At 42.8% G+C, this 26,535-nt stretch carries 25 protein-coding genes, 1 riboswitch and 1 other annotated feature; of the genes, 17 read left to right on the top strand and 8 right to left on the bottom strand.

Features of this window, described 5'->3' with window-relative positions; genetic code table 11:
- Positions 1-69: 69 nt before the first annotated feature.
- The 5 genes from AB5Z12_RS09405 to AB5Z12_RS09385 all read left to right on the top strand — a co-directional run bounded on the left by AB5Z12_RS09405 (position 70) and on the right by AB5Z12_RS09385 (position 7,163).
- Entirely contained in the window at positions 70-1,437 is a 1,368-nt protein-coding gene (locus AB5Z12_RS09405; RefSeq protein WP_173718534.1) for an ABC transporter substrate-binding protein, read from the top strand.
- Positions 1,438-1,600: 163 nt separating this feature from the next.
- A complete protein-coding gene (locus AB5Z12_RS09400) occupies positions 1,601-2,563 on the top strand; it encodes a carbohydrate ABC transporter permease (RefSeq protein ID WP_148463497.1) in 963 nt (320 codons plus the stop codon).
- Entirely contained in the window at positions 2,560-3,405 is an 846-nt protein-coding gene (locus AB5Z12_RS09395) for a carbohydrate ABC transporter permease (RefSeq protein WP_148463496.1), read from the top strand. The genes AB5Z12_RS09400 and AB5Z12_RS09395 overlap by 4 nt, the downstream gene beginning before the upstream one ends.
- The gene (locus tag AB5Z12_RS09390) at positions 3,405-5,912 is read left to right on the top strand and encodes a glycoside hydrolase family 3 N-terminal domain-containing protein (protein WP_173718533.1); all 2,508 of its coding nucleotides are present in this window, start codon (positions 3,405-3,407) and stop codon (positions 5,910-5,912) included. Before AB5Z12_RS09395 ends, AB5Z12_RS09390 begins: the two co-directional genes overlap by 1 nt.
- A gap of 255 nt (positions 5,913-6,167) precedes the next feature.
- Entirely contained in the window at positions 6,168-7,163 is a 996-nt protein-coding gene (locus tag AB5Z12_RS09385; RefSeq protein ID WP_226821653.1) for a D-alanyl-D-alanine carboxypeptidase family protein, read from the top strand.
- A gap of 66 nt (positions 7,164-7,229) precedes the next feature.
- Here the strand turns inward: AB5Z12_RS09385 and AB5Z12_RS09380 are convergent, their stop codons facing one another.
- Positions 7,230-8,426: an iron-containing alcohol dehydrogenase gene (locus AB5Z12_RS09380; protein ID WP_173718532.1), complete on the bottom strand. Its 1,197-nt coding sequence runs from the start codon at positions 8,424-8,426 to the stop codon at positions 7,230-7,232.
- A gap of 276 nt (positions 8,427-8,702) precedes the next feature.
- Between AB5Z12_RS09380 and AB5Z12_RS09375 the strand changes: the two genes are divergently transcribed.
- Positions 8,703-9,644: an Rpn family recombination-promoting nuclease/putative transposase gene (locus AB5Z12_RS09375; protein WP_368357032.1), complete on the top strand. Its 942-nt coding sequence runs from the start codon at positions 8,703-8,705 to the stop codon at positions 9,642-9,644.
- A 68-nt stretch (positions 9,645-9,712) separates the two neighbouring features.
- Here the strand turns inward: AB5Z12_RS09375 and AB5Z12_RS09370 are convergent, their stop codons facing one another.
- Positions 9,713-10,936: a sodium:proton antiporter gene (locus AB5Z12_RS09370; protein WP_148463492.1), complete on the bottom strand. Its 1,224-nt coding sequence runs from the start codon at positions 10,934-10,936 to the stop codon at positions 9,713-9,715.
- 53 nt (positions 10,937-10,989) lie between these two features.
- Positions 10,990-11,062, bottom strand: a riboswitch (Fluoride riboswitch).
- 313 nt (positions 11,063-11,375) lie between these two features.
- Positions 11,376-11,801, bottom strand: a complete 426-nt coding sequence (locus AB5Z12_RS09365; RefSeq protein ID WP_148463803.1) for a helix-turn-helix domain-containing protein — start codon at positions 11,799-11,801, stop codon at positions 11,376-11,378.
- 219 nt (positions 11,802-12,020) lie between these two features.
- Between AB5Z12_RS09365 and AB5Z12_RS09360 the strand changes: the two genes are divergently transcribed.
- The 3 genes from AB5Z12_RS09360 to AB5Z12_RS09350 all read left to right on the top strand — a co-directional run bounded on the left by AB5Z12_RS09360 (position 12,021) and on the right by AB5Z12_RS09350 (position 15,801).
- On the top strand, positions 12,021-12,725 hold the full coding sequence (locus AB5Z12_RS09360) for a serine/threonine-protein kinase (RefSeq protein ID WP_148463804.1): 705 nt from the start codon (positions 12,021-12,023) through the stop codon (positions 12,723-12,725).
- Positions 12,726-13,003: 278 nt separating this feature from the next.
- The gene (locus tag AB5Z12_RS09355; protein WP_368357033.1) at positions 13,004-14,263 is read left to right on the top strand and encodes a zinc ribbon domain-containing protein; all 1,260 of its coding nucleotides are present in this window, start codon (positions 13,004-13,006) and stop codon (positions 14,261-14,263) included.
- A gap of 317 nt (positions 14,264-14,580) precedes the next feature.
- Positions 14,581-15,801, top strand: coding sequence for a hypothetical protein (locus AB5Z12_RS09350; protein WP_173718528.1), 1,221 nt, complete (start codon positions 14,581-14,583; stop codon positions 15,799-15,801).
- Between the two features lie 217 nt (positions 15,802-16,018).
- Here AB5Z12_RS09350 and AB5Z12_RS09345 read toward each other — a convergent pair whose 3' ends face one another.
- Together AB5Z12_RS09345 and AB5Z12_RS09340 are read right to left on the bottom strand one after the other, a co-directional pair.
- Entirely contained in the window at positions 16,019-16,564 is a 546-nt protein-coding gene (locus AB5Z12_RS09345; protein ID WP_148463755.1) for an NADH peroxidase, read from the bottom strand.
- Positions 16,565-16,792: 228 nt separating this feature from the next.
- Entirely contained in the window at positions 16,793-17,191 is a 399-nt protein-coding gene (locus AB5Z12_RS09340; RefSeq protein WP_118577930.1) for a transcriptional repressor, read from the bottom strand.
- A gap of 188 nt (positions 17,192-17,379) precedes the next feature.
- Positions 17,380-17,665, top strand: a binding site (T-box leader).
- A gap of 88 nt (positions 17,666-17,753) precedes the next feature.
- Here AB5Z12_RS09340 and metG point away from each other — a divergent pair.
- From metG to AB5Z12_RS09325, 3 genes are all read left to right on the top strand, one after another.
- Positions 17,754-19,712: a methionine--tRNA ligase gene (gene metG, locus AB5Z12_RS09335; RefSeq protein ID WP_368357034.1), complete on the top strand. Its 1,959-nt coding sequence runs from the start codon at positions 17,754-17,756 to the stop codon at positions 19,710-19,712.
- A 77-nt stretch (positions 19,713-19,789) separates the two neighbouring features.
- Complete coding sequence (moaC, locus tag AB5Z12_RS09330; protein ID WP_118577929.1) at positions 19,790-20,296, top strand: cyclic pyranopterin monophosphate synthase MoaC; 507 nt, start codon at positions 19,790-19,792, stop codon at positions 20,294-20,296.
- A complete protein-coding gene (locus tag AB5Z12_RS09325; RefSeq protein ID WP_195478498.1) occupies positions 20,293-20,784 on the top strand; it encodes a molybdenum cofactor biosynthesis protein B in 492 nt (163 codons plus the stop codon). The genes moaC and AB5Z12_RS09325 overlap by 4 nt, the downstream gene beginning before the upstream one ends.
- A 96-nt stretch (positions 20,785-20,880) precedes the next feature.
- On the opposite strand, the gene AB5Z12_RS09320 is transcribed toward AB5Z12_RS09325, so the two are convergent.
- Complete coding sequence (locus tag AB5Z12_RS09320) at positions 20,881-21,129, bottom strand: DUF6783 domain-containing protein (protein WP_173769703.1); 249 nt, start codon at positions 21,127-21,129, stop codon at positions 20,881-20,883.
- Here AB5Z12_RS09320 and AB5Z12_RS09315 point away from each other — a divergent pair.
- On the top strand, positions 21,028-21,282 hold the full coding sequence (locus AB5Z12_RS09315) for a DUF6783 domain-containing protein (protein WP_306797120.1): 255 nt from the start codon (positions 21,028-21,030) through the stop codon (positions 21,280-21,282). The genes AB5Z12_RS09320 and AB5Z12_RS09315 overlap by 102 nt on opposite strands.
- Here the strand turns inward: AB5Z12_RS09315 and AB5Z12_RS09310 are convergent.
- Both AB5Z12_RS09310 and AB5Z12_RS09305 read right to left on the bottom strand, forming a co-directional pair.
- Positions 21,168-21,977 (bottom strand): peptidase dimerization domain-containing protein, encoded by an 810-nt coding sequence (locus tag AB5Z12_RS09310; RefSeq protein WP_173769704.1) that lies wholly within the window; start codon positions 21,975-21,977, stop codon positions 21,168-21,170. The two genes, AB5Z12_RS09315 and AB5Z12_RS09310, sit on opposite strands and share 115 nt — an antisense overlap.
- A gap of 42 nt (positions 21,978-22,019) precedes the next feature.
- A complete protein-coding gene (locus AB5Z12_RS09305) occupies positions 22,020-22,412 on the bottom strand; it encodes a M20/M25/M40 family metallo-hydrolase (protein ID WP_173769705.1) in 393 nt (130 codons plus the stop codon).
- A 191-nt stretch (positions 22,413-22,603) separates the two neighbouring features.
- Between AB5Z12_RS09305 and AB5Z12_RS09300 the strand changes: the two genes are divergently transcribed.
- Genes AB5Z12_RS09300 through AB5Z12_RS09285 form a run of 4 tightly spaced genes read left to right on the top strand, consistent with a single transcriptional unit; the run spans position 22,604 to position 26,514 of the window.
- Positions 22,604-23,380 (top strand): TatD family hydrolase, encoded by a 777-nt coding sequence (locus AB5Z12_RS09300; RefSeq protein WP_368357035.1) that lies wholly within the window; start codon positions 22,604-22,606, stop codon positions 23,378-23,380.
- Between the two features lie 25 nt (positions 23,381-23,405).
- A complete protein-coding gene (locus tag AB5Z12_RS09295) occupies positions 23,406-24,266 on the top strand; it encodes a class I SAM-dependent methyltransferase (RefSeq protein WP_368357036.1) in 861 nt (286 codons plus the stop codon).
- Positions 24,263-24,880 carry a GNAT family N-acetyltransferase gene (locus AB5Z12_RS09290; RefSeq protein ID WP_195409632.1) on the top strand — a complete coding sequence of 206 codons (618 nt, stop codon included), beginning with the start codon at positions 24,263-24,265 and terminating at the stop codon, positions 24,878-24,880. Before AB5Z12_RS09295 ends, AB5Z12_RS09290 begins: the two co-directional genes overlap by 4 nt.
- Positions 24,877-26,514, top strand: a complete 1,638-nt coding sequence (locus AB5Z12_RS09285; protein ID WP_243271365.1) for a SpoIIE family protein phosphatase — start codon at positions 24,877-24,879, stop codon at positions 26,512-26,514. The genes AB5Z12_RS09290 and AB5Z12_RS09285 overlap by 4 nt, the downstream gene beginning before the upstream one ends.
- Positions 26,515-26,535 lie beyond the last annotated feature (21 nt).

Genomic DNA, 26,535 nt, shown 5'->3' with positions numbered 1-26,535 from the left:
AAATGGTATATTTATTGCACCAAAGAGATACAGCATTAAGAAAATGCTCAAAAAAGGAGGATCTTTTATATGAAGAAGAGAGCAGTATCTATGTTACTTACAGCTGTTATGGCAGTTACCGGTATGGCTGCAACAGCAACCGTAGCACATGCAGAAGGAGAAGAGGGAAAGGTTATTAACATCTATTCCTGGAACGATGAGTTCCGTACACGTCTGGAGGCTATTTATCCAGAAGTTGAGTCCACTTCCAGCGATGGAACTGTTACAACCTTAAAAGACGGAACTGAGATCCATTGGATCATCAACCCAAACCAGGATGGTGTTTACCAGCAGAAGCTTGATGAGGCGCTTCTGAATCAGGCTGATGCATCTGATGATGATAAAGTAGATATTTTCTTAACTGAGACCGATTATGTTTTCAAATATACAGACAAAGATGCAGATGTAGCAATGCCGCTTACAGATCTTGGAATTGACCCGGATACAGATCTTGCAGATCAGTACGATTTCACAAGAACAACTGCTTCTGACTCTGACGGAGTACAGAGAGGTTCTACATGGCAGTGCTGCCCAGGAACCCTGGTATACCGTCGTGATATTGCAAAAGAAGTTTTTGGAACAGATGATCCGGCAGAAGTAGGCGAGAAAGTAAAAGACTGGGATACAATGAAAGAGACTGCTGCTCAACTGAAGGAGAAAGGTTACTACACATTTGCTTCTTATGCAGATACCTTCCGTTTATATGGAAACAGCATCACACAGTCCTGGGTACAGCCTGGTGAGACAACCATTACAGTTGACCAGAAGATTATGGATTGGGTAAATGATTCAAAAGAGTGGCTGGATGCAGGTTTCCTTAACCCGACTGTAAAAGGACAGTGGAACGATGACTGGAACAAAGCTATGGGCTCTCAGTCAAAAGTATTTGCATTTCTGTTCCCGGCATGGGGAATCGACTTTACATTAAGTCCAAACTGGGATGGCGATGCAGGTTCATGGGCAGTTACAAATCCTCCACAGGAATACAATTGGGGCGGTTCTTACATTCATGCAGCAACAGGTACTGATAATCCAGAGCATGCAAAAGACATTATCCTTGCTATGACTGCAGACAAAGACAACCTGTTAAAGATTTCTAAGGATTATTCAGATTTCACAAATACAAAGAGTGGTATGGCAGAGGCTGCTACAGATGATGCAAACTTCTCTTCTGAGTTCCTTGGCGGACAGAATCCATTTACATATTTCGCACCTGTTGCAGAGAACATTAAGATTGCTCCGCTTTCTGCCTATGACCAGGGATGCGTAGAACTGATCCAGAATTCCTTCAGTGATTATTTCCAGGGAAATGTTGACTTTGATAAAGCAAAAGCAAACTTCGAGACTGCTATTAAAGAGCGTTATCCTGAGATCTCTGAGGTTAAATGGCCGGAATAATGTAGATAGTTCTGAGGATTTTGTTTGCAAAAACATCTTGCAGAATACTATTAAAAAAATAATGTCCATGTGACATTTGAAAATTGGTATAAGGAACGTGGAGAGGATCCTGTAACATAGGATTCTCTCCTGTTCTGTAAGATGTGTGTAAAGGAGAACTGTTATGAAGAAAAACAAGAAAAGCATTAATTATGGAAAATGGGGCTACCTGTTTATCCTTCCTTTTTTTATAATCTATTTGATTTTTTCTTTGATTCCATTGGTTGATACGGTCCGTTACAGCTTTTTTGAATATTTCCGTTCTGGAATTAAAGAAATCGGACCCAATTTTATTGGAATGGCAAATTACATCAGTCTGCTGAAATCCGATATGTTTAAATATGGAGCAAACACATTGATTCTGTGGCTGATCGGATTTGTGCCGCAGATTGTGGTTGCGTTAGTTCTGGCAGCCTGGTTTACAGATGCCCGTTTGAAAATAAGAGGAAAACAGTTTTTTAAAGTGGTAATATATCTGCCGAACCTGATTATGGCATCTGCATTTGCACTTTTATTTTTTACTATGTTTTCTACAAACGGACCAATAAATTCTATTCTGATGTCTCTTGGATGGATTAAAGACCCTATTGATTTTATGGGATCTGTAGTTGGAACAAGATCATTAATTGGCTTTATGAACTTCCTTATGTGGTTTGGAAATACAACGATTATGCTGATGGCGGCTGTTATGGGTATCAGTATGGATATTTTTGAGGCTTCTGACCTGGATGGCTGCAATAGTATTCAACGTTTCTATTATATTACATTGCCGCTGATCAGACCGATTCTTGCATATACATTGATCACATCTATAATTGGTGGTCTTCAGATGTTTGATGTACCACAGATCCTGACAAATGGACAGGGTAATCCAGATAGAACGTCTATGACGCTGATCATGTTCCTGAACAGTCATCTGAAGAGTAAGAACTATGGTATGGCTGGTGCATTATCTGTTTACCTGTTTATTATCAGTGGTATTTTATGCTTCATCGTATATCGCATGACCAATGATAATGATCCGGATGGTTCCAAAAAGGCTGCAAAAAAACGTGCTAAGGAAGAAAGGAGAAGATTAAGAAGATGAAGAAGAAAGCAGGAAGCCAATTCAGAACAGTTTTCGCACATATCGTACTGATTCTTCTGTCTTTTATGTGCCTGTTCTTCTTTTACGTATTGATAATTAATGCAACCAGATCTCATGGGGATCTGCAGAAAGGTTTCTCAGCACTTCCAGGAAAATATTTCCTTGAGAATCTGAAAAACGTGGCAAACGACGGAAGCTTTCCAATGTTTCGGGGAATTTTGAACAGTGTGATCGTATCTTCCTGTAGTGCCGCACTTTGTACATATTTTTCATCCCTTACGGCATATGGTCTTTATGCTTATGAGTTTAAGGCAAGAAAGGTTGCTTTTACATTTATCATGGCAATTCTTGTAATGCCAACGCAGGTTACTGCAATGGGATTCCTTCGTCTGGTTACGAAGATGGGATTATATGATTCCCTTCTGCCGCTGATCATTCCCTCCATTGCATCTCCAGCTGTATTTTATTTTATGTACAGTTATCTGCAGTCGTCTCTGCCGCTTTCTCTTGTGGAGGCTGCCAGAATCGATGGTTCCGGAGAATTCCATACCTTTAATCGCATTGTGATTCCAATTATGAAGCCTGCAATTGCAGTTCAGGCGATTTTTACATTTGTTGGTTCCTGGAACAACTACTTTGTACCGGCCCTGATCATCCAGTCCAAGAGTAAAATGACGGTGCCGATTCTGATCGCTACTCTTCGTGGTGCTGATTATATGAATTTTGATATGGGTAAAATTTACATGATGATCACAGTTGCGATCGTGCCGATCATTGTTGTGTACCTGCTTCTTTCCAAGTATATTATTGCAGGTGTTACCCTTGGTGGTGTCAAAGAGTAATGGCGTTTACACAGTTTAAGCACAGTGGGACTTTGAATCCGGAAATATCTGTCTGCGAGAAAAAGCATAGCTCTTTTGCAGAAAAAGCGGCAGAGGAAGGCATTGTTCTATTGAAAAATGAAAATATTCTTCCCATTTCATTATCTGCATCGGTTGCCCTTCTGGGCATCGGTGCGGATAAAACTGTAAAAGGGGGGATTGGTTCCGGAGATGTAAATAACAGGCAGAATATTACCATTTACGAAGGAATGGAAGAATCCGGAATTCGGATCACCAGCAGGGACTGGCTGGATGATTATGAACATCGCTATCAGAAAGCGAGACTTATATGGAAAGAGAAAATTCTTGAAGAAGCAAAGCATGTAAATAATCCTTTTGATGCCTATGCATCCAATCCATTTATCATGCCGGAGGGGCGTCCTGTTTCTGAAATGGATATCCAGGAAGCTGAAATTGTTGTTTATGTAATCAGCCGTATTTCTGGTGAAGGAAAAGATCGTCGTCTTGAAAAAGGTGACTATTATCTTAGTGAACGAGAAGAGAAAGATATTCTTTTTCTAAACAGCAGAAGTGTGCCTATTGTTCTGCTTATAAATGCCGGTGGTCCTGTGGAGCTTACAGATATTCTGGAAAAAGCGCAGTGGATAAAAGGTATCCTCAATATTTCCCAGCTTGGACAGGAGGGGGGACGTGCGGTTGCAAGGATCCTTCTTGGAGAAGCTGTTCCAAGCGGAAAGCTTACAACAACCTGGGCAAAAAAATATGCGGATGTGCCATTTGCAGAGAATTTTAGTTATCTGAATGGAAATCTGGAATTGGAAGAATATAAAGAAGGAATTTATGTGGGCTATCGGTATTTCGATAGTTTTGGTGTAAAGCCACTTTTTCCTTTTGGCTTCGGTCTTTCTTATACAGATTTTAAGATTCAGTTTTGCAGTATTGAAATTGACAAGGATAAGATTGCAGTAAATGTATCTGTAGAGAATATTGGAAATACTTTTGCAGGAAGAGAAGTTGTACAGGTGTATGTATCACTTCCCCGGGGCAGGATAGAGAAAGAATACCATCGCCTGGTTGGATATGCAAAGACAAATGTATTAAAGCCGGGAGAAAAACAGGAGTTAAAGATCCTGTTTGATGGAAAAACTATTGCAAGCTTTTTTGAGGATGCAAATGCCTGGATCGTGGAAACAGGAAAGTATGGTCTCTGGATTGGAAATAATTCAGCCAATCTGAAGCTGGAGGCTTTTATAAATGTGAACCAGGATGTAGTTCTGGAGCAGACGCAGAAACTGGAAGCATTGGTTGAATTATCTGAAAAACTGGAAGCTTCAAAGAATGTAAAGGCTGCAGAAAAGCAGCTGGAGAAAAGTAGAAATGCTGATTTTCCCACCATACAGTTTGAAGCATTGCAGAGAAAACAAAAGGCTGGAAATGTTGACCGAGAGTCTCTGGTCATGGGAAACTCGCTGGAAATTCTGGCAGAAGAGCTGCCTGTAGAAGAATTGATCCCACTTTTATACGGAAATACTGGTGGTATTAGCAGCAATCTTGGAGCAGCAGGGATTAAAGTGCCTGGTTCAGCTGGCGAAACTTCAGAAGCTCTTTATGAAAAATATGGAGTTCCGGTATTGATCATGGCAGACGGACCAGCTGGTATCAGACTGCAAAGAAGTTATGAGGTAAATCGCGAGAATGATTCTGTTTATGGAATCGGTGTTCTTGGTTCTTTGGAAAATGGATTTCTGGTAACAGAAAAGCCTCACCAAAATGCAGATACGTATTATCAGTACTGTACTGCTTTTCCGGTTGGTACAGCTTTGGCGCAGTCCTGGAATCGGCAGCTGTTGAAAGAGTTTGGAGAAATGATAGCTGAGGAAATGGAGAAATTTGGCGTCAATCTCTGGTTGGCACCGGGAATGAATATTCACAGAAATCCCCTGTGCGGACGAAACTTTGAATACTATTCAGAGGACCCGCTGCTTGCAGGAAGTCTGGCCGCAGCAGTTACCAAAGGGGTTCAGAGTAAAGCAGGATGCGGGGTAACGATTAAGCATTTTGCATGCAATAATCAGGAAGATAATCGTATGGGAGTAGATGTTCATCTTTCTGAAAGGGCCCTTCGTGAGATTTATTGTCGTGGATTTGAGATTGCCATAAAGGAGAGTAAACCTGCGGCAATTATGTCCTCCTATAATCTGGTAAATGGGGTACATGCCGCAAACAGCAAGGATCTGTGTACCAGAATTGTGCGTGATGAGTGGGGATTTGAGGGCGTGATCATGTCGGACTGGAATACTACGGAACCCGAGGACGGAAGTATTCCATGGAAGTGCACAGCTGCCGGAAATGATATTATCATGCCAGGAAGTGAGAATGATCATAAAAGTATTCTGGATGGTTACAGAAGTGGGAAGCTTTCAGAAGAAGAAATTCGTATCTGTGCCAGAAGGGTATTGAAACTAATTGATAAACTGCGAAGCAGTTATTTGGTTATGAGCAAGTAGTGAAGCGGATTGCGAATATTCGCTTGACTAAAAGGACTGAGCAAGGTATGCGTATGTGTACTTTGCTCTTATTTTTTTTCATTTTTATAGAAATTATAAAGAGAGATGTGGTAGTATGGAAAATACCAGCGATACAAAAAGAAAATCTGGAATGGAGCTTGAGGTGAAAGATGGTGCTTTGCTGTGGCAGAGTATAGAAATAGACGAAAGTAAGAAGAGCGTATAAAAGCAGTGGAAAATGGAAGGAGAGTCTAAATGGATGAGCGAAGCAAACGGGCGCAGATGGAGCGGAAGAGGAGAATTCGTAGAAAGAAACAGAGACGTCGGGTTTTGATTAGTGCGCTGGTGGAAGTTTTGATTCTGGCAGTGTTGGCTTTGGCGTTTTGTTGGGATAGAGGACTTAGTGCTAAAGTGTCGGGAGTGCTCGGGATTTTCGACAGACCGCCTGCGACGGAACTGGATGTGTCGGGAGTGAACAGCTCAAATGTGCTTTTAATGGATGTAAAAAGCGGAAAGGTCATTGGAAATCTAAATGGGGAAGAGCGGATTTATCCGGCATCCATGACGAAGATCATGACTGCAATTGTGGCGCTGGAAGCATTTTCAGATCTGGATCATGAGATTACTTTAAGTGAGAATATTTTTTATGCTCTGGATGGACAGGATGCCACACAGGCAGGCTTTCAGCCAGGGGAGAGCGTGAGAGTGCGTGATCTGGTCTACGGCGTAATGCTGCCTTCCGGAGCAGAATGTTGTCTGGCTTTGGCAGATGAAGCATCCGGCTCAGAAGAAGCATTTGTGGAAAAGATGAATAAGAAGGCCAAGTCCATTGGGATGAAGGATACCCATTTTATGGATTGTACGGGATTACATGATCCAGAGCATTATAGTACAGCATATGATATTGCGCTGCTACTTAAGTATGCGTTACATAATGATACTTTCCGTGAAGTGGCAGAAAGCCATTTCCATTCTACGCCAGCTACCAATGTACATCCGGATGGAATTACCTATTACAGTACCATGTTTAAAAATATGTCGGATACATCGGTAACCGGCGGGGAAATTCTAGGTGGCAAAACCGGGTATACCTCTGAGGCAGGGCATTGTCTGGCAAGCTTTGCACAGATATATGGCAGGGAGTACATTCTGGTAACTGCAGGCGCCGCGGCGGACGCTACGGGAGTACCACATATTCTGGACGCGAAAACAATATATAACCGGCTGGGCGAAGCGGTGGCACAGAAATAAGAAATGACAAATCCAGTGAGGAAGTGAATGCTCTTTTTCTATGCTGTGTTTCGAGTCAGGCTGGTGTTATTTCGCCATTTGCAGGATTGCCACAATATCTTCTTTCGTCAACGGCTGGAAGAAGCCAATGTGTCCGTTTCTGCCGAAAACGCATTTCTCAGCCATTTCCTCGATTTGGGCATCGGTTGGATAAATGCCAAGTTCAGTGAGGGTGGTTGGCATGTCTATAGAGTGGCACCAAGTCTCCCAGGCAGTGATGGATGCGAGAACAGTATCCGTAATATCAGAATCGCTGGTCTGGGAAGCATCAATTCCGAAAACCTTCTCACCAAACTGTGCAAATCTTCCCGGATTTGTCTTATACACATATCTCGCCCAGCTTCCCCAGACAGATGCAAGTCCGGCTCCGTGAGCTACATCAAACATACCGCCGAGTTCATGCTCAATCTTATGTGTGGCGAAATCAGATACCCTTCCGGCACCGGTCAGACCGTTATGGGAAAGGCTTCCGGCCCACATGAGAGTAGCCCGGGCTTCATAGTTTTCAGGATCTTTTACAGCAACCTGGGCGGCATCACGAACGGAAATCATCAGTCCCTCTGCAATCCGGTCAGTAAGGCTGGTATCTGTGTCTGTAGGGGTAAAATAACGCTCCATAGTGTGCATCATAATATCAGCTGCGCCGCTGGCTGTCTGATACGCCGGAAGGCTGTAAGTCAGCTCAGGATTCATAATAGCAAATCTGGGGCGTGAGCAGTCGTGCCCATAGGAACGTTTCATCATACCGTCTTCAATGGTGAGAACCATGGAGGAAGACATCTCAGAACCGGCAGCTGCAATTGTAAGGATAACACCGATTGGCAGATTTTTATCTGTTTTTACACGACCGTAAAGCAGATCTTCTATTTCAAAATCATTGGCGATTCCGTAACCGATTCCCTTTGCTGTATCAATTACGCTGCCGCCTCCAATTGGCAGAAGGAAGTCAACACCTTCCGACCGTCCAATGCGGATCCCTTCTTTTACCAGGGAAAGGCGAGGATTGGGAACCACGCCACTAAAGTCTATATAGGAAAGTCCGGCTCCATTCAGATTCTGATGTACACGTTCCAATAATCCTGATGATTCAACATGTCCTCCTTTTTTTCCATAAATGATCATAACTTTATGCCCACCAAATGCGGCAACCTGTTTGCCAGCCTCGTTTTCCCGGTCTGCACCGAAAAGAACTCTGGTAGGAGTGTAAAAATCAAAATTTATCATGGGAAATGCCTCCGTAAAATATGAAAATAAATTTGCGATTCTTTGCAAAAAGTGTTCTGTGAGCGGTCTTATGCATCTGACATCATTATATATGCTGGAAATGTAAATGACCAGAGCGGATTTTGTAATTTTATGGGATAATTTTTCGAACGATAAAACTTTACTTTTAAGCTGTGATTTTGTAAGGTATGGTTATAGAGGAAAAACAGAAAAACGGTGCACAGTTATTCTTTACTTCCAATATAGAAAACTATATAATAAAAGGAGAACTGATGGATGAAAGATCTAAAGGATTTGAACCTGCTGGACCGTTTTCTGTTTGCTGAGGCGATGGAAGATCCGCAGAATATGCGGGATGTATTGGAAATTATTCTTGGAAAAGATGTAGTTTTGAAGCACCTACCCCAGACAGAAAAAGAAGCACGGATTTCACCAGCGTATCGTTTTGCTAAAGTGGATGTGTGGGCAAAGGATACAGATGAAGTTGTATATGATACAGAGGTACAGGGGACGAATACGAAGAATCTTCCCAAAAGAAGCAGATATTACGAAAGTATTATTGATGCGAAATTATTAAAACCCGGTGAACGTGATTTTAACAAAATGAATGATATCTATATTATTCTGATAGCTCCGTTTGATTTGTTTGGGAAGAGAAAATATATGTATACATTTGAGATGACCTGTAAAGAGGATCCATCTGTATCGCTTGAGGATGGCGCTACCCGCATTTTTCTGAATACCCATGGGGAAAATCCAGATGAAGTAAGTCCGGAGCTGGTAGAATTGCTTCATTATATTGAACATACCACTCAGGACATGGCAGATGGCTGTAAAAGCGAAAGAATACATAAGATGCAGAAGCGTATATGCAGTATCAAATCCAGTGAGGAAGTGAGTGTGAGATATATGCAGAGATGGGAAGAAATGGAAATGGAAAAAGAGGCGGCACGTGAATTAGGACTCGCAGAGGGCAGAACCCAGGGACTTACTGAGGGCAGAACCCAGGGTCTTGCGGAGGGAAGAGCGGAGGGAAGAGCGGAGGGAAGAGCGGAGGGAAGAGCGGAGGGAAGAGCGGAGGGAAGAGCAGAGGGAAGAAGTTCTATGGCACGATTGATAGATAAATTATTAGAAGAAAATCGCATAGAAGATTGTAAAAGAATAGCAAAAGACCCAGAATTTTGTCAACATCTGATGGAAGAATTTGGAATAGAGTAAAAAATAAAAGTGGAACATTCTTTAAAATTAATAAACAGAATGTTCCACTTTTCCTGTATCGTTATATGTTAGCTAGAGAATATTTGGCTTTTATCGATTTCCCTGGAAAGCAGCTTCTTATAACTGCAATCCATCCCGATTGCTCCAAGTGGTGCAGTGATCAGAATTCCCAGTACAGCCACAGAAAGCACGATCTGCCCGCAGGAAAGTCCCATAGCCATTGGAACAGACCCAATCGCTGCCTGTACGGTTGCTTTCGGAAGGTAGGCAATGGAACAGAACAGTCTTTCCCGCCATGTTAGGTTTGTTCCGGTAACACAAAGAGAAACGCCCAGGGTACGGATCAGAAGTGCTGCAAAGATCATGGCCAGGGCAGCAGGACCGGCTTTTAAGGTATAGCGGATATCTACAGAAGCACCTACAAGTACAAAAAGCAGGACTTCAGCAGCCAGCCATAGTTTCCCGAATTTCTGGGAAAGGCGGGCAGAAACGGAGGCGGTGCATTTTAGCTTCAAAACACAAGCCATGCTTATCACAGCCAGAAGTCCGGAGACGGAAACCACAGGCTTCAGCCATGTCTCAATGGACATAAGCAGGAAAGCCACGCCCATTACTACGATCACTTTCATGCTGTTTCGCACCATATGACTGTGCGCATAAGCAGTTTCGAAAAACAAGGAAAGAAGATAACCAGCCACACTTCCAAGTGCAATACCCAGGATAATGGAAACCGGAATGTTGATAAAATCTTTCAAATGTGCGCTGCCGCCCTGTGCCATAGTAGAAAATGTGGAAAACAGCACGATCACATAAATATCATCACAGGAAGCGCCTGCCAGGATCATCTGGGGAATGCTTTTGGCTGTGCCGTATTTTTCATCCATCAACTGTACCATTCTTGGGACAACTACAGCCGGGGATACCGCACCCATTACAGCGCCCATCACAGCCGCTTCCAGTCTGGTAATTCCCAGAAAATACGGTGCCAGCAAAAAGTAAGCCAGGATTTCGAAAGTTGCAGGAATGCAGGCCATCATGATGGCAGGACGTCCCACTTTCTTCAGATCGGCAAGATTCAGGGAAAGTCCCGCTTTCAGCAGGATAATGATCAACGCGATCTGCCGCAGCTCCGATGAGATGGACAGAATCGACGGATCCAATACGTTCAGCACATAAGGTCCCAGTAAAATACCGGTGATCAACATACCGATAATACGTGGCAGTTTCAGTGCCTGGCAAATAGCAGCCAAGGAAAGTCCCACAAGAAAAATAAAAGCCAGAGATGTTAACATTGTTATAAATTCCTCCTTTTTACGCAGAAAAGCTGATGCTTCCTGCGACAATTGTTATCACAGAAGTCATCAGCTTAATAAGCGGTTCGGGATGATCCCGGGGAGACATTCATTCCCCTTTGTTTCTGGTGGTATAATAGCACATTATAAAAGTGGTGGCAAGAAGAAATTATAAATCAAATAACAACTTCTGCTGTGCACGTTACTGCTCACTCTGTGACCAGTAACCGCTCCGCGATGCACAGAAAGACGAACCTTCTTGTGACAAGCACAAGAAGTAGCGTTTGCTGCGCAAACTTAATTCTCGGGTTTTCTGTGAACTTTGTTCACGAAAAACACCTCGCGGAATGTTACCAGGGAACAGTAACCTGTGCACAACAACGTGCTTTGTAACATGTAGAATCTAAGTTTTGTATCATTAGGCGTTGGGGGAAGAGAATTAAAACAACGTCTCTTCATTCTCCTCAAATAGTTTATCATTAATTTCAAACAACTTAAGCCTATGAAGCAATCCATAATAAATAATGGCATCTCTCTTTAATTTCGGATAAAGCTGTGCCATTCCACAAAGCTTCAGCAGTTCCTGGGTTTCGTCAACCGTCGCTTCAAGCCCATAACACAGGCACAGAAGACGATTCCGCGATGGATTACGGCGGCCTGCGAAAATCTGATGGAGATATATTTCGCTCATACCGGCCTGTTTGGCAAGCGCTGCCTTAGAGATATGCTTCTTTTCGAACAGACGGTTTAATAATTCTGCCACACTCTTATTTTCAAATTGCTCCTGGTTCTGGGACAGAAACTGGCTCAGATCCGGGGAATCCATAAGCTCCTGCTGTAAACCATCTGTATTTTTCTTTTTCATATTCGCGCCTTTACAATAATTTGTCAATAAGTTAAAATAATTTTAACAATACAATCAAATAAAACTATACTATAAAAAATTCTGAAAAACAATATGCAGTCAGCATAGTGGTTGCTGCCCTCTGGCAGTAGGGAGTGCCATTGGCGAGGAACATCTGATTTTCATAGCGTGCAGGTGATATGTCCATTTGGGGAATGATAGTTGGTGATAAGGAGAAATATGGAAATTTATGACAGTCTTTTAGGCGCAGTTTGTGACGAATATGACAGGGTCACATTGATCAAAAAAAGCGAGCGGGGCGAAGTAACCTTGATACGCCACAGGGCAAGCGGAAACCGCTATATTTTCAGACATTTTTCCGGCAGCAGTGAAGTGTACCGGAAGCTTCTTACGGTATCCTGTCCCAATCTGCCCCAGATCATGGAGGTGGGGGAAAAGGAGGGAAAAACAGCTCTTCTGGAAGAATATGTGCAAGGTGATACGCTGGGGGAGATTTTACAGGGCGGACTTTTGACAGCGGCACAGGCAAAGCAGATCACCCGCCAGCTGTGCATGGCTTTGTGGGTGCTTCATTCCCTGGGAGTTGTACATAGAGATGTAAAGCCAGATAATGTGATCATACGTGGAACCGAAGCGGTTCTTATCGATTTTGATGCTTCCAGAATTTATAAAAATGAAAACAGAGAAGATACACAGATTCTTGGAACCACAGGCTTTGCAGCACCGGAACAGTATGGGCTCTCCCAGTCTGATGGGCGTGCGGATATTTATGCACTGGGAGTTCTGCTGAACATTATGCTGACTGGGGAACATCCCTCCAGGAAGCTTGCCAGCGGAAGAATGGGCAGGATCGTCCAGCGTTGTACCATGGTAAATCCGGAGAAAAGATACAAGAATATCCTTCATCTGATGGAGGTTTTGTAAAGCATAAAAAGCTTATGGTCTCTGGAAAAAAGCCTGTAAATTTATAATACAAGATGGATAATTACTTACTAGTACATCGTTTCGTAAATAACTATACCAATCGCGTAGGATGTGGATTCGAGTGTGCAGGTATAAAAACGCAGGCGTAGCGGGCTACGCCGAGGCTTTTATACCTGTGCAATCGGATTCACAGACAAGTGAGTGGTATAGTTATTTCGAAAACGATGTACCAGCTATAAGGTATGTTAACCATAAATATATCGTAATAGGAGAAAAATATGAGTAAAAAATGTATAAAATGCGGACAGCCTCTTCCGGACAATGCTTCTTTTTGTCCTCATTGTACAGCAGTCCAGAAGGAAAAACAGGAGATAAAAGCACCGAAACGATGGAGAAAGGCGGCTTTTGGAGCAGCTGCTGTGGTAGTGCTTCTGGCAGCTGTTGGAGCAGCTTTTTCCCTGCATCACCGTCCGAAGTCCTATGAGGGAGGGGCGCAGGTGGTTTATACAGACAAAGGAAAATCTTATAAAATGCTGTTGAATTTTTCCGAAGATGATGGAGTAACAGGACATGCCCAGGGTGAACGTACTGATACACTGGCACAGGGAATGGAGAGTGCCCTTCCATGTCAGCTGTATGTTCTGGATCAGGAGACTGGAGAACTGGCGTGGGAAGAATTTACAGAAAAGGTAGTTTCCTGTAAGGTGGATACAAAACCTGGAGAAAATTCCCGGAAGGTAGATTATGTAGAACCGGTTCATAACGAGAGTTTTCCAAATGCAGCATATGTTTCTGATATTATTTATACCTCAGACAGCGGTACTAACGATATCTTGTGGAACCTGACGATGAAAAACGGAGATACGATTTCTCTTAGCACACGGCTTACCATTGAAAAGCAAGCAGCAGTTACCTATTTTTCAGAGGATACGCCTATGGAGACCACAGAGGAACTGAATGCATTGCTGGCTTCCATTGAGGAAGAGGTGTCATCGGAAACTCCGGTTTACCTTCATCTTCCGGCAGTAACTTATGATGGTGATATTGTTTTTGGAAATCATGTGTGGGGAATTTATGGCAGCTCAGACGGAGATGACGTGACTACTTTCACAGGAACCGTCAGCTTGCGCGGATTGAATGGAAATTACGCGGAAATGTCAGGAATCCAGTTTAAAGGGAATTCTGGAATTGGGGTGAACGCGTATTGTCTTACTTTACTTTCCAAATGCAGTTTTAATGGTTGGGATACGGCTGCAATTGCCAATAATGAAGCCTGGGTAAATGCAATGGACTGTACTTTTACCAATAATAAAATTGCACTGAAGTTTAACAGCAGCATGGCTTATGGTACAGCGCCCAACTATCTGAATAATACATTTACCGGAAATGGAACGGCGGTCTGCATTGAGAATCTACCTGGGAATGAAGTCCTTGATTTCGCGGGAAGTACTTTCTCAGAAAATGATGTGGACATTGATAATAAAGCAGAGCATTCGGTGGATACGGCGAAGGCAAATTTTGAGACTGCTTCGGAGTAATGCTCTGTGAGGGCTTTTTTATATAGCGTTCAAGTAATATTTTAATAAGAGTTTTAGGGTTACAGATTAATCATTTTGCGGTCTGTAACTCTTTTTATATTACGGCACAATGGCAGATGCCGCCGAGACTCCCTGCTGCAGTAGCAGAATCCTGCAAAGTATGATTTCTGTGCATCGCGAAGCGTGTTGCTGTGAAGGTCGTGAACAGTAATAATTTCTTCTTGTACTATGCTTTCAGGTAATTGCTTTCCTTCCTCCTATTATTATATGATAACTTATCAGTCTCAAATAAAATTACAAAAAATGAGGGTCAAAGGATGAAGAAAAGAACATTAGCGCTGGCGTTGGCATTGGGGTGTGTATTTATGTCTCCAACGCTTTCCTATGGGGAAGAGAATGCAGAGGTAGTTTCAGAAATAGAAGAGGATTCCAGTACGGATGAAGGAAACAATAACTCCTGGGGAAAAGTTGCGGTAGTAGATGACTTCGGGGATGCAACGGGGCAATCTGTTATAAGTACGGTTGTTTCCGGAACCTTTAGCAACACGGCAACAACCGGTAGTGATCTGCTTGTCACAGCATATATTAATTTTGATGAATTTGATTATTGTTATGATTTATCTTTTAAACTTTTAGAGTATAAGGATACCCCTGCTACTTATTTTTCTTCTGATTCTAAAGAATTGAAAATAAAAGTTGGAAGTATAAATACGGTATATGAATATGGTTTGCTAGGTGAGGAACCCAATGGCAATGTTTATGTCAGCGGATCTTCAGGAGAAGATATTGTGAAATGTTTATATGAAGGAAATGATATACGTTGTGTACTGAATCTTGGTTCATCTAAATATAGCTTTGCATTGGAAGCAGGCAATATCGCAGAGCTAATTGATGAAGGCGGATATGGTGCGCCGTTAGATGAGGAAGGCAGGAAGGAAAGAAAAAGTAAACATGAAATAGAAGAAGCGCAGGAAAGCAGCAGGAAAAAACAGGAAGCAGAGCTTGCACAGGCGGAGAAGGTTATAAAATCCAAAGATGATTTTATTGCTGCATATGTGAATCATACAGATGCGGATAATGACTATGAAAGTGGATTTTATTACTTCAAAGCTCATGCAGACGAGTTTGAGACTTTAACAGAAGAGGAATTATCCTCCATTTTTCCATGCAGATTCCGGTATTATACGGTCAACTGGGCAATTGGCGGAACCACTGGTGCCGGAGACCTTTATGAATATGACGCAGATGGTAATACAAAACAGCTTGGAAGCTTTGGAACAGATGACAGCTATCGCACAAGAGAAGAAATAAATCCCAACTGGCCTGAGATTAATGGAAGCTGGCGAATCGAAGATGGAAAACTGATCCGAACAATTACATCTGGAAATCAGGAAAAACGTTATATTGTGAAATCATTAGACCGTGACGGCTATTATTTATTATGCTTTGAAAGTGCAACCGGCGAGGTGAATGCGGTTATGATGATTGTTTTATATGATGAGAACAATATGCCGTTGTATGAATTTACAGAAAATTAAGTAAAAAATAGAGAGAAAAGCTATGCTGGGAGGGGCTGTGGTCCGCACAAATTAAACGAAACGGGAGAGACACATTTTGAGAGTTTTTAAGAGTGAAAAATGGGTTAGGGACACCTGATTTACATATTAAAAATGACGGAAGTCTGCCCAAAAAGGGAATCACGAAAGTGATTCCCTTTTATAAAAAGCTTTATTTTATGCGATTCCCCGGTAAAAATTATTCTCCAAAGTATCTCTTAAGAAGACCTGCGAATGCTTTGCCGTGTCTAGCCTCGTCTCTTGCCATTTCATGAACTGTATCATGGATTGCGTCAAGGTTAGCTGCTTTAGCACGTTTCGCAAGATCAGTCTTACCAGCTGTTGCACCGTTCTCAGCTGCTACACGCATCTCAAGGTTCTTCTTGGTGCTGTCTGTAACAACTTCACCTAATAACTCAGCGAATTTAGCTGCGTGCTCTGCTTCTTCATAAGCAGCTTTCTCATAATACATACCAACTTCCGGATATCCTTCTCTGTGAGCAACACGTGCCATAGCAAGATACATACCAACCTCAGAGCACTCGCCCTCGAAGTTTGCTCTTAAATCAGCAAGGATGTCTTCGCTGACACCTTTAGCAACGCCCACAACATGCTCAGCTGCCCATGCCATTTCATCATCCTGTTTCGTAAATTTCTCAGCCGGAGCCTTGCAGATTGGACATACTTCCGGAGCTGTGTCACCTTCATGAACATAACCACATACACTACATACCCATTTAGCCATAATTAAATTCTCCTTTTCTTATATAAAATTTTATTTTGTCTTTAATAATAGTAATCATTACTGTTTTATGGTAACATATTGTTTCTTGCTTGTCAAGAGTTATTGAAACTTTTTTCTAACAGGATCGAATGTTCACTTAAAGTTTGGTGCTGTGGCCATTGCTTGTCGAGCGGCTGTAATTCCCTACAGAATAGCTATGATCAGAAAATGAAAAATTTATTCAACTGATTAGTGAGACTCTTCCTTCAGGCATTCCTTGCAAATTCCGAAAAATCTTGCTTTATAATCGGAAATCTGACCGTCCTTAAAGTCAGCTGCAATACTCTCAAGGCTTTTATCAATATGTTCGCTGAATACGTCCATCACTCTGCCGCAGCGGGTGCACATAAAGTGACAATGGGGAACGGTGCGGGCATCGAATCGGTCTGCTCCGCCAAAGCTGGAAAGCTTCTGTATTTCACCCAGATCAGCGAGAAGAGAGAGGTTTCGGTATACAGTTCCAAGGCTGATGTTTGGATAAATCTGCTTCATATTCTCATAAACAAAATCAGCGGTGGGATGGTCGGTTCTGCCAGTAAGAAACTCCTTAATAGATTCTCTCTGGCGGCTGTATTTCAATGTGGCCATCTGATTCCTCCTTTCTCTCAATAATAGTAATTGTTACTGATATTAATATACAAGATAATTGCAAATTTGTCAATAGTAATTTGGCTAAATTTACACTAAAATTATAAATATTGCATCGCTGTAAAATGATAAATTTGGGTTTACAAACCCATTAAAATGTGATACGCTCTTTTATATGAATTTATAAGCCAAACCCATAGAAAAAGAGAGTACATTTGCGTACCGCATTACAGAGAATCCCCCGGGAGATGAGCAGTTAAGAGTTGCTTTTCCAGGCTGAGAGGGGGTGTGTATGGAACAGATGGAAGATGGCTTTGGAGGGGCGCAGTTGAAGTAATTTAGGCTGCGACAGGAACGCCTGTTATAGCGTAAGGGTATGAAGGTACCCGGTGAGATTCCCGAAGATGGTTTTTCCATCTGTACCGTGAGGCGGGAATGAATAGAAGTGGTAACACGGGATAACTCGTCTTCTCAGTATATTTGAGAAGACGTTTTTTTATGTTGTGACAGGAAGGAGAAGTTTAACCAGCTCTTTTTGTTACACAGAAAAGGAGGAAATACAATGAGTAAACCAAAATATTACATCACCACAGCCATTGCCTATACATCCGGCAAGCCGCACATTGGCAATACCTACGAGGCGGTTCTGGCAGACGCCATTGCGCGTTATAAAAGACAGCAGGGCTACGACGTATTTTTCCAGACCGGAACTGACGAGCATGGCCAGAAGATTGAGCTGAAAGCAGAAGAAGCAGGTGTTACATCTAAGGAATTCGTTGATAACGTATCCGGTCAGATCAAGAGCATCTGGGATCTGATGAACACATCCTATGACAAATTCATCCGTACCACAGATGAAGACCATGAGAAACAGGTTCAGAAGATTTTCAAGAAAATGTATGCAAAAGGGGACATCTACAAGGGAGAGTACGAGGGAATGTACTGTACTCCATGTGAGTCCTTCTTCACAGAATCCCAGCTTGTAGATGGAAAATGTCCGGACTGCGGACGCCCATGCGTACCAGCCAAAGAAGAGGCTTATTTCTTCAAAATGAGCAAATACGCAGACCGTCTGATTGAGCACATTAAGACACATCCGGAATTCATTCAGCCGGAATCCCGTAAGAACGAGATGATGAACAACTTCCTTCTTCCGGGACTTCAGGATCTGTGCGTATCCAGAACTTCTTTCAAATGGGGAATTCCGGTAGACTTTGATCCGAAGCATGTTGTATATGTATGGCTGGATGCCCTAACCAACTATATTACCGGAATCGGTTATGATTGCGATGGAGACAATTCTGAACTGTTTAACAAGATGTGGCCTGCCGACCTTCATCTTATTGGAAAAGATATCATCCGTTTCCATACTATTTACTGGCCAATCTTCCTGATGTCACTGGATCTGCCTCTTCCGAAGCAGGTATTCGGTCATCCGTGGCTTCTCCAGGGCGATGGAAAAATGAGCAAATCCAAAGGAAACGTTATCTACGCAGACGAGCTGGTTGATTTCTTCGGCGTTGATGCTGTCCGTTATTTCGTACTTCATGAAATGCCGTTTGACAACGATGGTGTGATCACCTGGGAGCTGATGGTAGAGCGTATGAATTCCGAGCTGGCAAATACTCTTGGAAACCTGGTAAACCGTACCATCTCCATGTCAAACAAATACTTTGGCGGCGTGGTAGAGAATAAAGGCGTAACAGAACCTGTTGACGATGATCTGAAGAGCTTCATTCTTTCTGTTCCTGCAAAGGTTGATGCAAAGATGGAGAAACTTCGTGTAGCAGATGCCATCACAGAAGTGTTCACTATTTTCAAACGCTGCAACAAATATATTGATGAGACAATGCCATGGGCACTTGCAAAGGACGAATCCAAACAGGATCGTCTTGCAACCGTTCTTTACAATCTGGTTGAGGGCATTTGCATTGGAACCACTCTTCTTGGGTCCTTTATGCCGGACACAACAAAGAGAATCCTTGGTCAGTTAAATGCTTCAGAGAGAACTCTTGAGGATCTGAAGACATTTGGACTGTATCCGTCAGGAAACAAGGTAACAGATAAACCGGAGATCCTTTTTGCCCGTATGGACATCAAAGAAGTTATGGAAAAAGTAAACGAGCTTCATCCACCGAAAGAAGAGCCGAAGGAAGAAAAGCCAGAGGAGAAGGTTGTAGATATTGAGGCGAAGCCAGAGATCACATTTGATGATTTCGCAAAACTTCAGTTCCAGGTTGGTGAGGTTATTGCCTGTGAGGCAGTGAAGAAATCCAAGAAACTTCTTTGCTCTCAGGTTAAGATCGGAAGCCAGGTTCGCCAGATCGTATCTGGAATCAAGGCTTACTATACACCAGAGGAAATGGTTGGCAAAAAGGTTATGGTAGTAACCAACTTAAAACCAGCGAAACTTGCAGGAATTCTTAGTGAGGGAATGATCCTTTGCGCAGAGGATGCTGAGGGAAATGTATGCGTAGTCAGCCCTGAAAAAAATATGCCGGCAGGATCTGAAATCTGCTGATTTTGACCGGAAGCGTCCATCTGATATAGCCGGAATATAATACAATAGGTTAATATTGTTATAAAAAGGGACGAATTATGTGTAATAAATTAAGCCATTTTGATAAAAATGGTAATGCTGTTATGGTGGATGTCTCGGATAAACCGATTACCCACAGAACTGCAATTGCAACAGGTTCTATCCAGGTTGGAGCAGAAATCATGGAGCATCTTACTGCAGGCACTGTGGCAAAGGGAGACGTTCTTGGCGTTGCCAGAGTTGCCGGGATCATGTCTGTGAAGCACACCTCGGATCTGGTACCTATGTGCCATCCTTTGCCGGTTACCAAATGTACCATTGATTTCGAAATTGAAAAAGAAAATGGAATTATCCGCACTTTTTGCACTGTGAAGACAGACGGTAAAACAGGCGTGGAAATGGAAGCACTTACCGGTGTGCAGGTGACTCTTCTTACAATTTATGATATGTGCAAGGCAATCGACAAGCATATGGTGATGACGGATATTCACCTGGTAGAGAAAACTGGCGGTAAGAGTGGAGATTTTTTATTCAAAGAAATAAAAACGAAGGGGGGAGAAAAATGAAACGAGTAGCAATTATCACATCCAGTGATATGGGATTTCAGGGTAAGCGGGAAGATTTAAGCGGTCCGGCAATTAAGGAAATCGCAGAAAGAGAAGGCTATCAGGTAGTATCTATGGATATTCTTCCGGATGATCGTGCCATGCTTTCCAGACGAATGGCGGAAATCGCAGATGAGAATCAGGCAGAACTGATTTTGACTACTGGTGGAACAGGTTTTTCCCCGCGGGATGTTATGCCGGAGGCCACCGAAGATATCACAGAACGTAAGGTTCCGGGAATCCCGGAAGCCATCCGCGCCTACAGCATGACGATCACAAAACGCGCCATGCTCAGCCGCGCCACAGCCGGAATCCGGAAAAAGACTCTGATCATTAATCTTCCAGGCAGTCCGAAAGCAGTAAAGGAGAGTCTGGAATACATTATTGGAGCTCTTGACCATGGTATTGAGATTATGACCGGGGAAGCTGGAAATTGTGCAAGGCAGTAAATATCCATAAATTTTATAGTAAATGAGAATCCCCTCCACTATGCAGCAGTTGCTTTTGTGGAGGGGATTCTTAGTTTTTGGGCTGACGAAGACTGCTTATGGCTGCTCTTTCATAGTTTTAAAATATTGGCTTGTTACAATCAGAGAGTTGTGCACCATATCTTCCAGTGCCTGATCTGTAAAATATGCGGCGTGAGTCAGCATAAGTACATTAGAGCCTGTTTGAAAAATCATTCCCGCAATCTGCACGCCCCACTTTGCGGTATATTTTGCCCGAATTCGGTTGCCGTAGCCCGCTACGGCGCCCTCATCCGGACAAAATCTCCCACAAATTGTGACGCACATCTTGCAGAAAGCCTTTTTCAAACACGCTCTAGGAAGATCTATAATCCGAAATTTTTACGAATTACATTTGCAAGCAGCTCTGCAGTACCGTCAATTCCGAAATTGTTGCTGTTCAGCATCAAATCCATATATTCGGTACTTCCTGGCTGTTGACCAAATGTGGCGATCAGTTCGCTGATGCTGTTGTATGCAGGTTCAAAAGCAGAAGTATCAGGCGTGTTTTCAAAGTATTCCAAAACGTAGCTGACGGCAGCGGCAGTACCATAGGTAAGTCCGTCCTCGTCCAGATCAAATTCCGGGGTATGGTGATTAGCGCCGGAACCTAATTCGTCATTTTTTATTCCCACGAAGGTTTCTACACCTGGAAACAGGCTGCACATATAACTGAAGGTTTCAGATGCCATCCATGGCTCACAATCATATATGACATCTTCGCCGATCTGTTTCTTGATAGAATCAATATAGGTTTTTCTGCATGCAGGATAGTTCTCTGTAGGTAAAAGCTGTTCCAGCAATTTAAACTGGTAGGTACAGTAATTAAGAGGACAAATTGCAGCAACAATTCGTTCAAATTCTTTGATAAATTCTTCTCCGCTGCTTCGATCCATCATTCGGATGCTTCCCTCGCAGGTAAGCTTGTCGGGGATCAGGTTAAAGGTTGCTCCTGCATTGACAGAGCCCAGAGACCAGGTCAGAACGGTGTTGGGTTTTATGTATTTTAACCGGAGTGTATCAAGGTTGGAATATATGTCATGGAAACAGTCAATTACACTGTGAGCAAGATCCGGTCTGGAACCGTGTCCGCCTTTTCCGTTTATTTCAAGTACGAAGTGGTAAAGGCCTGACATGGCAGAACCCTGGCAGCAGGAAAGTTTTCCTGTGGGAATGTCCTAACGCACATGAGAGGCGTAGCAGGTGTCAAACTTCATGTCCTTTTCTGCCATATAAGCCAGAAGCTTTTCTATATTCCGATGTCCTTCTTCTCCTTCCTCAAATATAAGGACAACGCGTCCATTTAGGGAAGCTTCCATATTCTTCAGTATTTTTGCGGCGGTAAGAAGCATGGCAATGTGGCCGTCATGGCCGCAGCCATGCATAACACCAGGATTTTTTGAAATACATATTTTTTTATTCTTAAGATTGGTCTCGGATTCCAGTATGGGAAGTGCATCGATGTCGGATCTGAGAAGAACTGTTTTTCCGGTACTGTCTCCGTTTATATATGCAAAAATGCCACCGCCTGGTACCTGGACATAAGGAATATCAATTTTTTCAAGCTCCACATTATCTGTCGAATCTTCTGAATTATCAAGTATTTTTTGCTTTTTTGAAATTGTGTTTAAAATAGTTCGATGTTCGTTCTATTCACAGTAACAACTAAAATAGAACTTCCAAAAAGAGGTTTATAACACTTTACTGGTATGATTTTAGTATGCTATAATTGTTGTATCGCAAAGAAAAATGAGGCAGAAAAATGATATTTGATACACATGCACATTATGATGATGAGGCATTTGACGAAGACAGAGATCAGATCCTTTCTTCCATGAAAGACGGGGGAGTGGGCTGTATTGTAAATGTGTGCGCGTCCGTCGGGGGATTTGGCGGGACCTTGGAATTGATGAAAGCGTATCCTTTTGTGTATGGCGCAGTGGGGGTTCATCCCGACGATGCAGGAATTATGACACAGGATACTCTGGATGAGATCCGGCGTCTTTCCCATATGGAGAAAATGGTCGCCATCGGAGAAATCGGTCTGGATTACTACTGGCATAAGGAAGAGGCAGAGCATAAACAGCAGCAGGAGATGTTCCGGGCGCAGATGGACATTGCTAGGGAGGAGAAGCTGCCATTTATGATCCACAGCCGGGATGCAGCCGAGGACACTCTGGAGATTGTAAAGGAATATATGAAAAAAGATATGTCCGGCGGAATCATTCACTGTTTTTCCTACAGTAAGGAGATTGCGGCGGAATATTTGAAAATGGGACTTTATCTTGGCATTGGCGGCGTGCTTACTTTCAAAAATGCAAAGAAGCTGAAAGAAGTAGCTGCCATAGCGCCGCTGTCCCAGATCGTTCTGGAAACGGACTGCCCTTACATGGCACCGGAGCCCAACCGAGGCAGGAGAAATTCTTCCTTGAATCTGCCCTATGTTGCAGAAGCCCTGGCTCAGATCAAGGGAATTACTGCAGAAGAAGTAATTGCAGTGACGGAAGAGAATGCGAAGCGGTTATTATTCAGAGCGTAAATTTTGACGGACAAGGAGACAAGTAGTGCAAAGTCAGTTAGTATTTCAGGAAGAAAAAGAGAGGGAACGACTGAGAAGACAGAATTTGCTGTTGTCACAGGCAGAGAAACCTGCGTTAGAGCATTTTTTTAAGGGGAAATCAGAACTTTCTGTTCTGGATATTGGCTGCAATGATGGCACCAGAACCTTTCACCGCTTTTCAGATGACAGGATTTCCAGGGTGATTGGCCTGGAGTATAATCAGCAGCTTGTGGAAAGAGCCAACAGTCAGTTCGGAAATACTAAATTTTCTTTTTATCAGATGGATGTGGATCGGGATTCGTTTTCAGCGGATTTTCAGAAGCTCTGCGCAGAACCGGAAGACAGAGAATTTGATCTGATCTGTCTTTCTTTTGTATTAATGCATTTATATGATGGGGAAAAGCTGCTTCGCACATTGGAGAATTTTTTGAAAAAAGGCGGAGTGATTTTTATCACAGAAAGCAATGACCGTATATCCACTCTGGCTCCAGATGAAAAGAATCTTCTTGGACAGTTTCTGGATATCTTAAAAGAGGACAAATACGCAGGAAAAAGAGAAACCGGCCAGGCCGTTCCCGGCTGGTTGACCAACTGCGGATACGATCATATCCATGTCTGGTGCAAGGGGATTTCCGCTGCCGAAGGTGAACAGCAGCAAAAAGAAGATATTTTCCAGACCTTTTTTTCCTATTTGCCCGAGGATGTGGAAATTTTGCTGGCAGAAGAACCGGATAACAGAAAATATCAGGACTGGCAGAACTGGCTGAAGAAGAATTATGAAGAGCTTCAGCAGCTGATTCTGAGTGAGGAATCGGAGATTACAATGGGCATGCAGATTATGTCCTGTGAGAAGGGAAGCTTATGACACAAAAGACAGGGAGGCTTGGGGCTTCTGGCAGAGAATTTTGTCTGTGTTCATTGGAAAAAGAGGATATTGAGGAAGCACTGCAGCTTATGGACCGGTGCGTAGGCGAAAATCTGTATCAGAAAGAAGAACTTGAGCAGGCCATTGGAAGCAGTGAACGGGCATTTCTTCTGCTGAGAACTGCAGAAGGAGAACTTGCAGGATATATTTATTACTATCTTACCAATGAGAAGCAGATTGCAGAGGATACCAGGCTTACGGAACAGAAAATCCAACAGGTATGCCAGCAGGATACTTTGGCACCTGTTGGCAAGATCCAGTCAGTAGGAATAAAAGAAGCATTTCGCAGACAGGGTCTGGCAGTTGGGCTTATGAACTATGCATTGAATCAGTTTGCGGAGAAGGGCATAGGGGAAGTGTTTATCATTTGCTGGAATGCAGGCGGTAAAGTTCCTCTGGAAAAGGCACTTCAGGAATGTAAGTTTGTTCATCTTTTTTCTGCAAAGATGATCTGGTATAATAAAAAGGAACTTTATTGTCCATATTGCAAAGGACGCTGCAAGTGTGATGCAGAGGTTTATTTTAAGAAAATTAAGGAAAGGAATTGCAAATGAAAATAAAACTTCTTCCTAAATTTATACTTTCACTTGGCGTGATCGGTGTGATCCTTACCATTTCCATTTCTCTTTTCAGCTATAGAAGCTCCAGATCCTATCTGGAAAATCTATATGCACAGAGGGTAATGACGAACAGCAACAGTATTGCAGATATGATGTCTGTTCCGGATGTGAAGAAAATCCTGGCAGAAGGCGGGGACAAGACAGAAGAATACTCGGAAATGGTTACGCTGTTCAACAAGCTGAAAAAGGACGGCGATGTTACATATCTGTCTCTGGTTGTTCCGGATGAAGACAGTGTTCATTTCTACATAGATGCCCTGGTGGAGGAAATGGGAGATGATCCTGCGAATCAGATCGCCTATGGAAGTGACATTTTGTACACGGATGCTGCAAATCCTGATGATCCTGCTGACATGGAGAAATATATTACCATATGGAACCAGTATCAGCAGAATAAAGGTGTGGATCATCCGCTTGTGACGGACAACAGCTATGGCTATAATTACACGGGCATTTCGGTGATCCTGGATGAGAATGGAGAGGCTCTGGCAGAAATTCAGTATATTCTGGATATGAAAGAGGTCAGGAATTATCTGAATTCCTTTCTTATCAATATGTTTCTGATTTCTTTTTGCATTATCGTAGTGACGATGGCTGCGTATATTGTCTTTGTGCGAAAGACAATCACCAGACCGATTAGCAGGCTGGCTGATTTTACCCAGGAGATTACAGAGAGCGGAAAGTTTGAGAATCAGAGAATTACCATGAAAACTGGTGATGAGATCGAGGCACTAAGTGACTCTTTCAACTTTATGATGGAAGAGCTTGAAAATTATATTGCCAATCTGTCCAAAGTGACTGCTGAGAAGGAGCGAATCGGCACTGAGCTGGATATCGCCAGGAATATTCAGGCATCCATGCTGCCATGTATTTTCCCGGCTTTTCCGGATCGTAAGGAATTTGATATTTATGCAACTATGACACCTGCAAAGGAAGTTGGCGGTGATTTTTACGATTTCTTCATGGTGGATGAGACACATCTGGCAATTGTTATGGCCGATGTATCTGGAAAAGGTGTTCCGGCAGCGCTCTTTATGGTCATTGGAAAAACGCTTATCAAGGATCATACCACATCAGGAAGAGATTTGGGGGAGGTTTTCTCTACGGTAAATAATCTTCTTTGTGAGGCGAATAGTGAAGGTTTGTTTATCACTGCTTTTGAAGGTGTTCTGGATCTGGTGACAGGAGAGTTCTGTTTCGTAAATGCTGGCCATGAAATGCCATTTATCTGTAAATCAGGCGGCAGTTTTGAGGCATATAAGATCCGTCCGGGCTTTGTACTCGCCGGATTTGAAGATATGAACTATAAAGCTGGCAGTATGACGCTGGATGTGGGAGATATGATCTTCCAGTATACAGATGGTGTGACTGAGGCTACAAATGTAGAAAATCAGCTTTATGGAATGGAGCGTCTGGAGCAGGTTCTGAACCGTGTAAAAGACAGAGTACCATCAGAAATTCTGCCTGAAGTGAAAAAAGATATTGATGCTTTTGTGGGAGAGGCACCGCAGTTTGATGATATTACCATGCTTTGCGTAGAGTATAAGGCGAAGATGGAAAAAGCATGATCGGGCAAAAAAGGCTGAATT

Origin of the sequence: Ruminococcus sp. RTP21358st1_G6_RTP21358_211008, from assembly GCF_040908885.1 — a bacterium.
Lineage (GTDB): Bacteria > Bacillota > Clostridia > Lachnospirales > Lachnospiraceae > Blautia_A > Blautia_A faecis.
Note: the sequence above shows the minus strand (reverse complement) of the source record. Positions and strands in the feature narration are given on the sequence as shown.

What these genes read in the sequence shown, in the direction of transcription:
- AB5Z12_RS09320 (WP_173769703.1), bottom strand. Translation starts at nt 21,129, where the DNA reads ATGTGCGTCACAATTTGTGGGAGATTTTGTCCGGATGAGGGCGCCGTA.
- AB5Z12_RS09370 (WP_148463492.1), bottom strand. Translation starts at nt 10,936, where the DNA reads ATGTTAACATCTCTGGCTTTTATTTTTCTTGTGGGACTTTCCTTGGCT.
- AB5Z12_RS09395 (WP_148463496.1), top strand. Translation starts at nt 2,560, where the DNA reads ATGAAGAAGAAAGCAGGAAGCCAATTCAGAACAGTTTTCGCACATATC.
- AB5Z12_RS09310 (WP_173769704.1), bottom strand. Translation starts at nt 21,977, where the DNA reads ATGTCAGGCCTTTACCACTTCGTACTTGAAATAAACGGAAAAGGCGGA.
- AB5Z12_RS09400 (WP_148463497.1), top strand. Translation starts at nt 1,601, where the DNA reads ATGAAGAAAAACAAGAAAAGCATTAATTATGGAAAATGGGGCTACCTG.
- AB5Z12_RS09300 (WP_368357035.1), top strand. Translation starts at nt 22,604, where the DNA reads ATGATATTTGATACACATGCACATTATGATGATGAGGCATTTGACGAA.
- moaC (WP_118577929.1), top strand. Translation starts at nt 19,790, where the DNA reads ATGTGTAATAAATTAAGCCATTTTGATAAAAATGGTAATGCTGTTATG.
- AB5Z12_RS09380 (WP_173718532.1), bottom strand. Translation starts at nt 8,426, where the DNA reads ATGATAAATTTTGATTTTTACACTCCTACCAGAGTTCTTTTCGGTGCA.
- AB5Z12_RS09360 (WP_148463804.1), top strand. Translation starts at nt 12,021, where the DNA reads ATGGAAATTTATGACAGTCTTTTAGGCGCAGTTTGTGACGAATATGAC.
- AB5Z12_RS09350 (WP_173718528.1), top strand. Translation starts at nt 14,581, where the DNA reads ATGAAGAAAAGAACATTAGCGCTGGCGTTGGCATTGGGGTGTGTATTT.
- AB5Z12_RS09285 (WP_243271365.1), top strand. Translation starts at nt 24,877, where the DNA reads ATGAAAATAAAACTTCTTCCTAAATTTATACTTTCACTTGGCGTGATC.
- AB5Z12_RS09340 (WP_118577930.1), bottom strand. Translation starts at nt 17,191, where the DNA reads ATGGCCACATTGAAATACAGCCGCCAGAGAGAATCTATTAAGGAGTTT.
- AB5Z12_RS09290 (WP_195409632.1), top strand. Translation starts at nt 24,263, where the DNA reads ATGACACAAAAGACAGGGAGGCTTGGGGCTTCTGGCAGAGAATTTTGT.
- AB5Z12_RS09345 (WP_148463755.1), bottom strand. Translation starts at nt 16,564, where the DNA reads ATGGCTAAATGGGTATGTAGTGTATGTGGTTATGTTCATGAAGGTGAC.
- AB5Z12_RS09405 (WP_173718534.1), top strand. Translation starts at nt 70, where the DNA reads ATGAAGAAGAGAGCAGTATCTATGTTACTTACAGCTGTTATGGCAGTT.
- AB5Z12_RS09385 (WP_226821653.1), top strand. Translation starts at nt 6,168, where the DNA reads ATGGATGAGCGAAGCAAACGGGCGCAGATGGAGCGGAAGAGGAGAATT.
- AB5Z12_RS09390 (WP_173718533.1), top strand. Translation starts at nt 3,405, where the DNA reads ATGGCGTTTACACAGTTTAAGCACAGTGGGACTTTGAATCCGGAAATA.
- AB5Z12_RS09325 (WP_195478498.1), top strand. Translation starts at nt 20,293, where the DNA reads ATGAAACGAGTAGCAATTATCACATCCAGTGATATGGGATTTCAGGGT.
- AB5Z12_RS09355 (WP_368357033.1), top strand. Translation starts at nt 13,004, where the DNA reads ATGAGTAAAAAATGTATAAAATGCGGACAGCCTCTTCCGGACAATGCT.
- metG (WP_368357034.1), top strand. Translation starts at nt 17,754, where the DNA reads ATGAGTAAACCAAAATATTACATCACCACAGCCATTGCCTATACATCC.
- AB5Z12_RS09375 (WP_368357032.1), top strand. Translation starts at nt 8,703, where the DNA reads ATGAAAGATCTAAAGGATTTGAACCTGCTGGACCGTTTTCTGTTTGCT.
- AB5Z12_RS09365 (WP_148463803.1), bottom strand. Translation starts at nt 11,801, where the DNA reads ATGAAAAAGAAAAATACAGATGGTTTACAGCAGGAGCTTATGGATTCC.